Genomic DNA, 12,191 nt, shown 5'->3' with positions numbered 1-12,191 from the left:
GCGTTGCGACGCCGGAAAAGGAGGCTCGCCCGAATGGCGGCACCTGTCAGGATGGCCGGATGAGTCCTGTTCCGTCGCCCACCTCCAAACGGCTGAGCGACTACCTCGCCTCGGACGCCGTCGTCGATCACGAGCACCCGGCCGTTCGCGCCAAGGCCGACAGCTTCCGCGCCGCCGGCGACGACCCCGTCGCCCGCGCCGAGGCCGCGTTCCGGTTCGTGCGCGACGAAGTCGACCACGTGATCGACGCGCGCGATCCGCGCGTCACCTGGCGGGCGTCGGACGTCCTGCGCGAGCGGGTCGGGATCTGCCACGCAAAGGCGCACCTGCTCGCCGCTTTGCTTCGGGCGCAAGGGATTCCGGCCGGGTTCTGCTACCAGGAGCTGTCCGCGCTGCACGGGCTGAACGCCGTGCACCTGCTCGGCAAATGGGTGCGTCTCGACGCGCGCGGCAATCGAACAGGCGCGCGCGGGGAGTTTTTCGCTCGGCGAGGAGAAACTGGCCTGGCCGGTGGACCCCGCGCGCGGCGAACGCGATCACCCGGAGATCCACCCGGCCCCCGCGGCGGTCGTCGTGGAGTTCCTGATGACCGCCGCACCCGGGCCGGACTGGTACGAAAAGGGGCTCCCGGCCACGCTCTGAAGCCGGTTTTCCGTGATTTACGAAAACCCGGCAAAGCTGGTTAATTATTGCCGAGAGTGACGTCCGTCCGTCAGCCTTGTCCCCCGAACTTCTTATTTCGCGCCCCCCGCAGGACGCGTAAAGTGACTCCGCGCGCTCGAACAGACACTTTACGCATACGTCCGTTCGAGTGGTTCGAGGGAGGTGAAGCAAGTGGCTACGGAAGGCGGATCCCGCCGCCGTACCCCACTGCAGGAGATCTTCTGGACCAGGACGAGCTTGCTCCTCACGGTGCTCGTCGTCGTCGCCGGCCTCAGCCTGTGGCTCGCCGGCCTGATGGACCCCGGCACCGGGAAGAACCTGGTGACGTCGCTGGGCACCGGCACCCTGATCTCCGCGATCGTGGGATTCGGCACCACGCTGATCACCGCCAGCGCCTCGCAGAAGGCGCTGGTGACCCCGGTGATCGAGGAAAGCAGGCGCGCGCTGGAGGACCTGAGCTCCGAATACCGCGCGCTGAACAAGGAGTTCTTCCCCACCGACGTGTTCGAGGCGACCACGGACCCCGACCCCGGCTTCAACCGGTTGCTGATGGCCGACCTCAACGCGACCCGGCAGTACTTCTTCCGCGGCTTCTCCGGGCGGCACGCGGCCGCCCGCCTGTTGCTTTCCCGCACCGAACGCGAACTCCGGGCCGTCATCGCCGACCCGCGTGACGCCAGCTCGATCAGCGGGCGCGCCCGCTACCTGCTGCGCCGCGAGGCCGGCGACGTCGACTCCGAACAGATCCAGACCCGGCTCGACGAAGAGATCCGGATCGGGCTCGTCGGCCTCTTCCTGGCGCGCAGCCGGTGCGCGCAGGTCGACATCACCGTCGTCGCCGACCCACCGCTGGACCGGCTCGAACTGTTCGACGACAGCGTGTGGGTGTCGCTCTACAGCGACGTCCGCGGCGCCACGAAGCTGTACCCGCGGTCCTTGCGGTTCACCGAGGGTTCCTTCCTCTACAACATGGAACGCGCCGAGTTCGTGCGCGTCTCGCAGTCCCGGACCGGCCGCCACTTCCGCATCACGTCCGCGACGACGCGGACGGATTTCCTGGCGCTGTTCGAAAAGATCACCGGATCCCCCCTGTCCGAGGAGCAGTTCCGCGAGCTGGAAAGCAAGTTCCACGCTTTCCGCGCGGAGTTCTCCGAAGTCGCCGAGCTAGGGAGCTGACCTTGCTCACCCGCCTGTCCCCCCTTTCCGAACTGGCCACGCGCCTGCGCGCGGCCGAGTTCCCGCCGGCCGCCGACTGGCGGGCCGTCGACGAGTGGTTCCGGCCGTGGGCCGCCCAGCCCGGCCTGCGGGACGAACTGCGTTCGCAACTGCGGGCGCTGTCGTCGGCGCAGGCCGCGAAGGTGCTGCGCTCGTCCCGGGAAACGACCACGCACTTCGCCTGGTGCCTGCTCGATTCGCCGTCCGACCCGTTTTCCTTCTGGCTGCACGAATACAAGGCGCAGGAGGACTGGCGGGAGGGGTACGCGGATTCCGTGCACAACCACAGGTACCACTTCTGCACCACCATTCTCCGTGGTGACTACCTGCACGAGAGATACGAGACGACGATCGACGACGGCACCGGGCTGATCACGTCCACGCGGCGGCGGCGCAGCGCGTTGTGCCAGGCCGGCGCGTGCATCACCATGCTGGCCGACGAATTCCACCGCATCCCCGAAGCGGCCGACGGCACGATGACGTTCCTCGTGAAATCACGCCCGGTGAGCAGTTTCAGCCTTTCTTTCGACCCCGCCACGGGAATCGGCCATCGTCACGTTCCGGTAGAGGTCCGATTGGGGGAATTGGCCGACCGCATCTAGCTACACACCGGCGTCAGCGGCGCTTACCATTACTCCACCCGTCTGAACACCACGGCCGGGATCGGAGAGGTGTATGCGCACGCAGGAAAGCACGATCGACCACGTCATCGTCGACGCCGTCGCGAACCGGGTTCACCGGCTTTGCCGCCGTTATGCCGAACGGCTGCCGTTCCACGGCTGGCACCACGTGAGTTTCGTCCGCGCGAAGGCGGCCGGCTTCGCCCAGCACAACGGCGCCGACCGCGCGGTGGTCGAGGTGGCGGCGCTGGTGCACGACGTCAACTACCTGGTGCTCCGCAACTCGCCCGCGGCGGCGGGCCGGAGCCTGCGGCTGGAAATCCTCGCGGAGTGCGGGGTGCCGTCCCAGGTGGCTCGGTGGGTCGACGAAATCGTCGACGAAGCCGAGATGGCCACGCGCGGCCGCGACATTTCGCTGGAGGCGCAGGCGCTGAGCGACGCGGACACGTTGTTCAAGGCGCTGCCGGTGACGCCGGTGGTGCTCGCGCACCGGTACCTGCGCGAGAACGGGCTGAGCCTGCGCGAGCTGGCGGACAAGATCGTCGGCGAGCAGTGCGACGTCCACGACGAGGGGTACTACTTCTACAACCCCGAGGCGGCAGCAACGTATTCGCGCTGGGCGACGGCGAACCTCCAGCTGTGGCAGTGCATCAAGGAGGCGGTCGACGACCCGACGGTGGCGGAGCTGCTGGACGCGGTCCACGCGGTCGACGCGCTGGCGTCGTAGATTCGCGGATTCTGCCGCGGTGGCGTGGCGGGTTTGGTAGGCATGCGGTTCCGGTAGTGAGGAGTTCGCATGACCGACGGTTTTGGAGCAGAGCCGAACCCGCCGCACCCGGATCCGGCGGCAGGAGGGTCGACTTCGCCGCATCCGGGTGCGGTCGGCCAGCCGCCGTACCCCGGGGCGGCCGGTCAGCCGCCTCACCCCGGCGCGGTCGGCCAGCCGTACCCGGGCGCGGGCGGCCAGGCGCCGTACCCGGGCGCGGACGGCCAGGCGCCTTACCCCGGGGCAGCCGCGTCGCCGTACGGGTACCAGCAGCCGTGGCCCGGCGGCCCGGTGCCTCCGGCGAAGGGGCTCTGGCTCGGCGTCGCGGCGCTGGTCCTCGGCCTGCTCGCGCTCGTGCTGCCGTTCCTGCCCGTCGACATGACCGGGTTCCGGGCGTACGTCCCGTTCCCGTTCGGGCTGGCCGGGCTCGTCCTCGGCGTCCTCGGCTGCGTCGGCCGCCGCTCCGGGAAGCCGATGGCCGCGGTCGGCATCGCGTTGTCCGCGCTCGCTCTGGTGGCCGGGCTGCTCATGCTCGCCGGGACGCTGGGCTAACCCTGGCCGTAGCCGCGCAGCCGGTCGACGACCTTCGCCACCTCGGGCGGCGGCAGCAGGGTCGGCCGCCCAGCGCCCTGCGCGAGCAACCACACCCGGCAGGCCCATTCGAGCTGCTGAGCCCGGTGGTAGGCGGCCTCCAAGCCGTCGCCGTAGGTGAGGGTGCCGTGGTTGGCCATCAGGCAGCCGCGGCGCCCTTCGAGCGCCTCCAACACGGCTGCCGCCAGCTCGGGCGTGCCATAGGTCGCGTAGCGCGCGACGCGCACTGAAGGGCCGATCGTCGCGAGGATGTAGTGGATCGGCGGCACCTCGCGCACGAGCGTCGAAACGGCGGTGGCGTGCGGCGAGTGCGTGTGCACGACGGCCGTGACGGGCTCGCGGTCGGGATCGCGCACGTCCCAGTACACGGACAGGTGCATCGGCAGTTCGCTGGTCGGCTTGAGCGAGCCGTCGACGACCTGGCCGCCAAGGTCGACGACGGGGACGTCGGCCGGGTTCATGCTGGAGTACGGGACGCCGGTCGGCGTGACGGCGACGAGGTCGCCGGCCCGAACCGAGACGTTCCCGGAGGTCCCGACGACGAGGCCGTCCCCGACCATCCGCCGCGCGTAGGCGCACACGGCGGCCCGTTCGGTCTCGAGGAGCATGCGGCGGGTCCGTTCTCGCGGGTGATCGACAGCTGAGCTGAACACTGCCAGCCACCCACGAGCTTCGGCCACCCCCGGGCCCCGCAGGACAAGCCCCCGCCCGTCCCTGGGGGGCGTCCCCTGTCCAGTCTATCGCCTCTGAGCTGCGAAAACGGCCACGTCCGAAATCTGTGGACAACTCGAGGCGATGTGGATAACTACGCCTTCGCCGGAGCAGCGGGAGCGGCCGGAGCGGAAGTAGCCTTCGCCGCAGAAGCGGGAGCAGAACCGGGAGCAGGCGCAGAAGCGGGAGCCGGACTCGGCTTCCCGGCGGCAGGCTCCGGAGCCAACAACCGCATCGCTTCCTGCACCGCGACATCCGTAGCCGCGATCCGCTCGGCCACCTTCGACCTCAAGTCCAGCGCCAGCTTCCGGTTCCGGTCGGCCTCCGCCTGCTGGGACTGGGCCGACGCCAGCGCCGCCTCGGTCTCCTGCTTCTTCCTCGCGTGCTCCTCGTCGAACTTCTTCTTCCGCGCCGCCAGTTCCTCCGCCGCGACCCGGTCCGCCTCGGCACGCGCTTCCGCCGCCGATGCCTCCGCCGCCGCGTCCGCTTCCTTGCGGGCTCGCTCGGCCGCCGCCGCCTGCTCGACCCTCTTCGCGCCCGCCGCCGCGTTCAGCTTCTCGATCTCGCCCTTCGCCTCCGACAGCAGGCGCGCGCGCTCTTCCTCTGCGTCCTTCGCGAGCTTGTCGGCCGTGCGGTGGGTTTCGTGCGCGTACTTGTCCGCCTGGTCGCGGGTCGAGGCCGCGTCCGCCTCCGCCGCCGCGCGCAGGTCCGCGATCTCCTCCTCGGCCAGCTGCATCATCATCCGGACGCGCTCGGCCATCGCGCCGGCGCCGGACGGGCTCGAGCTCATCCTGGCCAGCGCGGCCTTCGTCTCGGCCAGCTCCTTCTGCGCGTACGCGAGGGCCTTCGAGAGGTCCGACGACGTCGCGACGGCTTCGTCGCGGCTGCGGGACGTCTCGCGCAGGTCCTTGTTCAGCTCGGCGAGGCGTTCGTCGACCTGACGCTGGTTGTAGCCGCGGACACCCACGGCGAACTGGGCGGTCTTCGGGGCGGACTGGGGCTTCTCAGGCGCGACCATCGCGCCACCTTAATGAGCCGGGACCCGTTCGCACGTACCGCCAAATGGATGCATCACGGATATTGGAACCCCCGGTGACGCATGGCATCCTGACCTTGTTGACCAGCGGTTAACGGCGAGGAGGCCACTGTGGACATACTCGCCGACATCGCCGCGCATTGGCACGTCTACGCGACCATGCCGCTGATCGCCGCCCTCATCGGCTACCTCACCAAGCGCGTCGCCATCGAAATGATGTTCCGGCCGCTGGAGTTCAAAGGCGTCAAGCCGTTCTTCGGCTGGCAGGGCGTCATCCCGGCGAACGCGCGGCGGATGGCCACCACCGCCGTCGACCTGCTGACCCGCAACCTCGTCGACCCGCGGGAGATCTTCAGCCGCCTCGATCCGGAGGAAATGGTCAAAGGGCTCGAAGCACCCCTGCTCAAGGCCGTCGAAGACGTCACGCGCGAAGTCATGGAAACCCACCAGCCCCGGCTCTGGGAAATGCTGCCCTCGCGCGCGCAACGGCTGCTCGTCGACCAGGTCCGTGCGCAGGCGCCGCAGGTCGTCAAGCGGCTGCTGCGGGAGGTCTCGACCAACATCGACGACGTCCTCGACGTCAACGACATGCTCATCGGCGCCATGGTCCGCGACAAGTCGCTGACCTGCCGGCTGATCCGCGAGGTCGCCGCACCCGAGTTCAGGTTCATCGCGCGCTCGGGGATCTGGTTCGGGTCCGTGATCGGGCTCGTCCAGTTCGTCGCCTGGGCGCTGACGAAACAGCCGCTGATCATGCCGGTCTTCGGTTTCGTCACGGGCTTCGTCACGGACTGGCTGGCGCTCAAGATGATCTTCTACCCGCGCGAGCCGCGCGGGTTCGGCTTCTTTCGCTGGCAGGGCATGTTCCAGAAGCGTCGCCAGGAGGTCGCCGCGGACTACGGCGCGCTGATCGCCGACGAGGTCCTCACCGTCCGGAACGTCCTGGAAGCCATCCTCACCGGCCCGCGCGCGGACAAGCTGTTCGCGCTCGTCACCCGCGAGGTCCAGCGCACGATCGACGCGCAGGTCAGCGTGGCCAAGCCGGTCGTCGCGCTCACCATCGGCGGCCGGCAGTACCAGGAGATGAAGCGCGCGGCGGCCGCCAAGGTCATCGAGCACCTCCCCGAAACGGTGAAGCACGTCGAGAGCTACGCGACCGGCGCGCTCGACGTCCGCAACACGATCGTCGAGAAGATGCAGCAGCTGACCCCGCTGGAGTTCGAAGGCATCCTGCGCCCGGCCTTAAAGCAGGACGAATGGAAGCTGATCGCCGTCGGGGCGGTCATCGGTGGCCTGGTGGGTGAACTCCAGGTGCTGCTCCTGCTGCACTGATCACGGGCCGATAGCGTGCGCGGGTGGACTTCGGCACGCACTGGCAGGTGTACGTCACCATGCCGTTCATCGCGGCGCTGATCGGCTACGTCACCAAGCGCGTCGCCATCGAGATGATGTTCCGGCCGCTCGAATTCAAGGGCATCAAGCCGTTCCTCGGCTGGCAGGGCGTGCTGCCGGCGAACGCCGAGCGCATGGCGGCGACGGCCACCGAGATGCTGACGACCAACCTCGTCGACCCCAAGGAGATCTTCGCCCGGCTCGACCCGGCGCAGGTCGCGAAGGAGATCGAGCAACCGCTGCTGCGGGTGGTCGAGGACGTCACGCGCGAGGTGATGGAGACCTACCAGCCGCGGCTGTGGGAGGTGCTGCCGAACGGCGCGCAGCAGCTGCTCCTCAAGCGCGTCCAGGCGGAGGCGCCGAAGGCGATCACCAAGATCATGCGCGAGATCGCCGACAACATCGAGGACGTCCTCGACCTGCAGCACATGGTCGTGACGAACCTCGTGCGCGACAAGGCGCTGCTCAACCGGCTGATCCGCGACATCTCGCGGCCCGAGATGCGGTTCATCGCGCGCTCGGGCATCTGGTTCGGGTTCATCCTCGGCTGCGTGCAGCTGGTGGTCTGGGCGCTGACGAAGTCGCCGATCGTGCTGCCGCTGTTCGGCCTCGGCATCGGCTGGCTCACCGACTGGCTGGCGCTCAAGATGATCTTCCTGCCGCGCGAGCCTCGCCGCTTCTTCGGCGTCTACACCTGGCAGGGCATCTTCCAGAAGCGCCGCGACCAGGTGGCCGCCGACTACGGCGACATGATCGCGCGCGAGATCATCACCATTCCCCACCTGCTGGAAGCGGTGCTGCGCGGGCCGAAGTCCGACAAGCTGTTCGCGATGATCACCCGCGAGGTGCAGAAGACGATCGACGCGCAGGCCAGCGTCGTCAAGCCGTTCGTCGCCATCGCCGTCGGGACGAAGAAGTTCCAGGAGATGAAGCAGACGGCGGCGGCGAAGGCCGCGGAGCGCGTCCCGGAGACGATCCGGTACGCCGAGAACTACGCGATCAACGCGCTCGACGTGCGCAACACGATCGTCGACCGGATGAAGAAGCTGAGCGCGCTGGAGTTCGAGCAGCTGCTGCGGCCGGCGTTCCGGCAGGACGAGTGGAAGCTGATCGCCGTCGGCGCGGTGATCGGCGGGCTCGTCGGCGAGTTGCAGGTGCTCGCGCTGCTCGGGTAGCCGGTACGGTTTCCGTTCTGGGCAGGAGGAGGTCGGACTTGGACGCGGTCCTGCACGACCTCGCGCTGCACTGGCCGCTGTACACGGCGATGCCGTTCATCGCGGCGCTGATCGGGTACGTCACCAAGCGCGTCGCCATCGAGATGATGTTCCGGCCCCTGGACTTCGTCGGGATCCCGCCGCTGCTGGGCTGGCAGGGCGTCGTCCCGAAGCACGGCGGGCGGATGGCGGCCGTCGCGACCGAGCTGCTGACGGCGAACCTGCTCGACCTGCGCGAGGTCTTCGGCCGGATCGACCCGGTGATCATCACCAGCGAACTGGAGCAGCCGCTGCTGCGCGCGGTCGACCACATCGCGCGCGAAGTGCTCGCCGAGCACCACCCGCGGCTGTGGGAGGTCATGCCGACGCTGGCGCAGGAAATGCTGATCAAGCAGGTCCAGGCGTCGGCGCCGCGGCTGGTCCGGGAGTTCCTCGACGACGTCCGCGAAAACCTCGACGAGGTCCTCGACGTCCAGCACATGACGGTCCAGCGGCTCACGCGCGACAAGGCGCTGCTGGTCCGGCTGATCCGCGAGACGTCCCGCCCGGAGATGGCGTTCATCGCGCGGATGGGCATCTACTTCGGCTTCGGCCTCGGGCTCGTCCAGACGCTGGTGTGGGCGTTCACGCGCGAGCCGCTGGTCCTGCCGATCTTCGGCGGCGCGATCGGGCTGTTCACGGACTGGCTGGCGATCAAGCTGATCTTCGTCCCGCGCGAGCCGGTCCGCGTGGGCCGGGTGATCTTCCAAGGCAAGTTCCAGCGCCGGCGCGCGGAGGTGGCCCGGCAGTACGGCGAGCTGATCGCCAACGAGGTCCTGACGGTCCAGAACCTCCTCGACGCGGTGCTGCGCGGCCCGCGCGCCGACCGGCTGGCCGCGTTGGTCGAAAACCTCGTCTCGGAGACGGTCGACAAGCAGGTACCCCTGTCCCGGACGCTGGGCGGCACGCGGCTGAAGGAGATGAAGCACGCGGCGGCCCGGAAGGCCCTGGAGCAGTTGCCGGACACGGCCCGGTACGCCGAGGGCTATCTGACCGAGGCGATGGACGTCGCGAAGATGATCGAGCAGCGGATGCTCGCGCTGACGCCGTTGGAGTTCGAGGGGCTGCTGCGGCCGGCGTTCCGGCAGGACGAATGGAAGCTGATCGCGGTCGGCGGGGTGATCGGGTTCGTGGTGGGCGAGCTGCAGGTCCTGCTGATGCTGGGTTAAGCCGCCGCGACGAGCGCCGGTTCCACGGCACTTACGCGCGTCCGGCGGTCGCGCTGCCAGGCGATCACGCGGCAGACCACGTAGATCAAGAACGAAATCGCCGTCACGAACGCGCTCACCGGCAGCCCCGGCGCCAGCGACAGCACGATCCCGCCGATCGCCGACACCTCCGCGAAGACCACGGACAGCACCGTCGCCTTCCACGGCGACGCCGTCACGCGCGCCGCCGCCGCGGCCGGCGTCACCATCAACGCCACCACCAGCAGCGATCCGACGACCTTCACGCTCAACGCGGTCGAGACACCGACCAGAAGCGCGAACACCACGGTCAGCGTCTTCACCGGAACCCCGCGCGCCACGGCCACGTTCCGGTCCACCGAAGCGAACAGCAACGGCCGGTACACCAAAGCGAGCACCGCCAAAACCACCACCGACGACACCACGAACAACGTCAGGTTCGTCGAATCGATCGTGATGATCTGGCCGGTGAGAATGCCGAACTTGTTCCCGGACCGTCCTTTGTAGAACGACAGGAACAGCACGCCCATCCCGAGCCCGAACGACAGGATCACGCCGATCACCGAGTCGCGGTCCGCGTCACGCGCGCCGAGGATCCCCAGCAGCAGCGCGGCCACCACCGCGCCGATCAACGCGCCGTACTCGACGCCGATCCCGAGCAGCAACGCCGCCGCGCCGCCGGTGAACGCCAGCTCGGACGTCCCGTGCACCGCGAACGACATCCGCCGCATCACGATCAGCGGGCCCAGCACCCCCGCCACCAGGCCGAGGATCGCCGCCGCGAGCAGCGCCGTCTGGACGCCGTCCAGCTCGGAGATCAGCTCCCACGTCTTGCCGAAGTCGAACAGATCCAAGACTCAGCCCACTTGCTCTTCGACGTCGTGTTCGTGGTGGTGCGGCTCCTCCTCGCACAACGCGCTCTGCGCGCCCGCGATGTGGATCTGCCCGCCGACCTTCAGCACCTCGACGCGGGTGCCGTACAGCTCCGACAGCGTCTCGGTGGTCATGACCTCGTCCGGCTTGCCGATCCGGAACTGGCCGTTGACCAGGTACAGCACCCGGTCGACGAACGGCAGCACCGGGTTGATCTCGTGCGTCACGAACAGCACCGCCGTGCCCGACACCCGCCGGCGCCGGTCGATCAGCTCGCTGATCGCGCGCTGGTGCGCGAGGTCCAGGGACAGCAGCGGCTCGTCGCAGAGCAGCACCTCGGGGTCGCCGACCAGGGCCTGCGCGACCCGCAGCCGCTGCTGCTCGCCGCCGGAGAGCCGGCCGACCGGCTGCTTCGCGTACCGGGTCGCCCCGACCGCGTCGACCGCTTCCGAAACGAGCCTGCGCCGGGCCGCCATGCCGAACAGGCCCGTTCCCCAGCGGTGCCCGTCGAGGCCGAGGCCGACCAGGTCGACGCCGCGCAGCGTCAGCGACTCGTCGATCGCGCGCTGCTGCGGGATGTAGCCGACCTTGCGGTTCGCGCCGCCCGGGCGGCCGCCGGCGATCTCGACCGAGCCCGCCGACAGGCCCTGCATGCCGAGCAGCGCCTTCAGCAGGCTGCTCTTACCGGAGCCGTTCGGGCCGAGCACGGCGAGGAACTCACCCGGCTCGACGACGAGGTCCAGCCCCGACCAGAGGGTCCGGGGTCCGAACGCGAGTCCCGCCCCGCGGACCCGGACCGCGGGGCGTACGTCGTCTGAGACGGGAGCCATGCCTACTTCAACGCTCCCGCCAGCGCGTCCACTTCCCCGGTCATCCAGCCAATGTAGTCGGTCACACCCTGCGGCAGCGTCTCGGTCACGTCGACCACGCCGATCCCGGCGGCCTTCGCCTGCCCGACGACGTCCTGGGTCAGCGGGGTCACCGTCTGCGCGTTGTTGATCAGCGCCTTGACCTGCTTGGTGGCGATGAGCTGCTTGTACTCGTTCACCGCGGCGGCCGGTACGTCGGTGTCGTTCTCGACGGCGTCCGAAAAGGCCTTCGGCGTCGCGTCCGTCAGCTTCGCGCTCTGGAGCAGGTAGTGCGCGACCGGCTCGGTGACGACGACCTTCGTACCCGGGTGGGTGGTGCCGAGCTCGCCGAGGCGCTTCTCGAGCGCGTCGACCTTCGCCTTGAACGCCGTCGCGTTGTCGGTGAACGCCTGCTTCGACGCCGGCTGCAGCTCCCCGAGCTGGGCCGCGACCTGGTCGGCGACCTTGTCGACGCCCGGCAGGTCGTACCAGACGTGCTCGTTCTCGTCGCCGGTCGCGGCGATGTCGTAGGCGACGAGCTTCTTGGCGTCCCCGGCCTGCGCGGTGAGCTTGTCGAAGAACTCGTCGTAGCCACCACCGTTCGAGAGGAGCAGCTTCGCGTCCTTCGCCGCGAGGGCGTCGTCGGCGGTCGTTTCGTACGAGTGCGGGTCGGCCGACGGGTCGTGGATGATCGCCTTGACCTCCACTTTGTCCCCTCCGACGGCGCTGACGACGCTGCCCCAGACGTCCGTCGACGCGACGACCTTGATCTTGTCGGACCCGCCGGACTGCCCACCGCCGTCGGACGACTCTCCGGAGCACGCGGCCAGCGCGAAGACGGACAGGGCCGAAGCGGCGGCGAGCACGCTCCTGGTGCGGCGGGAACTCATCGAAGGACTCCTGGAGACGCTAATGGAAACCGTTGTCAGATTCACCTTACCCCATCCGGATGACTTCCTGGCCATCCGATCCCGGTTTGGTGTATGCGAGTTCATGCATGCGGATCGAGACATCGACCACCCGGGGTGTCTCTTCA

The 12,191-nt window shown here is 69.0% G+C and carries 13 protein-coding genes; 8 read left to right on the top strand and 5 right to left on the bottom strand.

The features are described 5' to 3' along the window. The first annotated feature begins 59 nt into the window (after positions 1 to 59). From ACIQWX_RS09105 to ACIQWX_RS09085, 5 genes are all read left to right on the top strand, one after another. Positions 60 to 686, top strand: coding sequence for a transglutaminase family protein (locus ACIQWX_RS09105; RefSeq protein ID WP_400867495.1), 627 nt, complete (start codon positions 60 to 62; stop codon positions 684 to 686). 139 nt (positions 687 to 825) lie between these two features. Beyond that, entirely contained in the window at positions 826 to 1,839 is a 1,014-nt protein-coding gene (locus tag ACIQWX_RS09100; RefSeq protein ID WP_400867493.1) for a hypothetical protein, read from the top strand. 2 nt (positions 1,840 to 1,841) lie between these two features. Next, entirely contained in the window at positions 1,842 to 2,480 is a 639-nt protein-coding gene (locus ACIQWX_RS09095) for a hypothetical protein (RefSeq protein ID WP_400867491.1), read from the top strand. A gap of 73 nt (positions 2,481 to 2,553) precedes the next feature. Continuing rightward, positions 2,554 to 3,225 (top strand): HD family phosphohydrolase, encoded by a 672-nt coding sequence (locus tag ACIQWX_RS09090; RefSeq protein ID WP_400867490.1) that lies wholly within the window; start codon positions 2,554 to 2,556, stop codon positions 3,223 to 3,225. A 69-nt stretch (positions 3,226 to 3,294) separates the two neighbouring features. Next, entirely contained in the window at positions 3,295 to 3,816 is a 522-nt protein-coding gene (locus ACIQWX_RS09085) for a hypothetical protein (RefSeq protein ID WP_400867489.1), read from the top strand. On the opposite strand, the gene ACIQWX_RS09080 is transcribed toward ACIQWX_RS09085, so the two are convergent. Together ACIQWX_RS09080 and ACIQWX_RS09075 are read right to left on the bottom strand one after the other, a co-directional pair. Further along, positions 3,813 to 4,463: a class II aldolase/adducin family protein gene (locus tag ACIQWX_RS09080; protein ID WP_400867488.1), complete on the bottom strand. Its 651-nt coding sequence runs from the start codon at positions 4,461 to 4,463 to the stop codon at positions 3,813 to 3,815. The genes ACIQWX_RS09085 and ACIQWX_RS09080 overlap by 4 nt on opposite strands. A 197-nt stretch (positions 4,464 to 4,660) precedes the next feature. Continuing rightward, entirely contained in the window at positions 4,661 to 5,584 is a 924-nt protein-coding gene (locus ACIQWX_RS09075; RefSeq protein ID WP_400867486.1) for a hypothetical protein, read from the bottom strand. Between the two features lie 177 nt (positions 5,585 to 5,761). Here ACIQWX_RS09075 and ACIQWX_RS09070 point away from each other — a divergent pair, with 177 nt between their 5' ends. Genes ACIQWX_RS09070 through ACIQWX_RS09060 form a run of 3 tightly spaced genes read left to right on the top strand, consistent with a single transcriptional unit; the run spans position 5,762 to position 9,416 of the window. Continuing rightward, complete coding sequence (locus ACIQWX_RS09070) at positions 5,762 to 6,934, top strand: DUF445 family protein (protein WP_400869487.1); 1,173 nt, start codon at positions 5,762 to 5,764, stop codon at positions 6,932 to 6,934. A gap of 59 nt (positions 6,935 to 6,993) precedes the next feature. Continuing rightward, positions 6,994 to 8,169 (top strand): DUF445 domain-containing protein, encoded by a 1,176-nt coding sequence (locus tag ACIQWX_RS09065; protein WP_400869484.1) that lies wholly within the window; start codon positions 6,994 to 6,996, stop codon positions 8,167 to 8,169. Positions 8,170 to 8,207: 38 nt separating this feature from the next. After that, a complete protein-coding gene (locus tag ACIQWX_RS09060; RefSeq protein ID WP_400867484.1) occupies positions 8,208 to 9,416 on the top strand; it encodes a DUF445 domain-containing protein in 1,209 nt (402 codons plus the stop codon). Here the strand turns inward: ACIQWX_RS09060 and ACIQWX_RS09055 are convergent. From ACIQWX_RS09055 to ACIQWX_RS09045, 3 genes are read right to left on the bottom strand one after another with little or no spacing between them, the layout of a single operon-like run. Beyond that, positions 9,413 to 10,288 (bottom strand): metal ABC transporter permease, encoded by an 876-nt coding sequence (locus ACIQWX_RS09055; RefSeq protein ID WP_400867482.1) that lies wholly within the window; start codon positions 10,286 to 10,288, stop codon positions 9,413 to 9,415. The genes ACIQWX_RS09060 and ACIQWX_RS09055 overlap by 4 nt on opposite strands. Before the next feature lie 3 nt (positions 10,289 to 10,291). Further along, positions 10,292 to 11,137: a metal ABC transporter ATP-binding protein gene (locus ACIQWX_RS09050; RefSeq protein WP_400867480.1), complete on the bottom strand. Its 846-nt coding sequence runs from the start codon at positions 11,135 to 11,137 to the stop codon at positions 10,292 to 10,294. 2 nt (positions 11,138 to 11,139) lie between these two features. After that, entirely contained in the window at positions 11,140 to 12,045 is a 906-nt protein-coding gene (locus ACIQWX_RS09045) for a metal ABC transporter solute-binding protein, Zn/Mn family (protein WP_400867478.1), read from the bottom strand. Between the last annotated feature and the right edge of the window lie 146 nt (positions 12,046 to 12,191).

Origin of the sequence: Amycolatopsis sp. NPDC098790 (genome assembly GCF_044759945.1) — a bacterium.
Classification (GTDB): domain Bacteria; phylum Actinomycetota; class Actinomycetes; order Mycobacteriales; family Pseudonocardiaceae; genus Amycolatopsis.
Note: the sequence above shows the minus strand (reverse complement) of the source record. Positions and strands in the feature narration are given on the sequence as shown.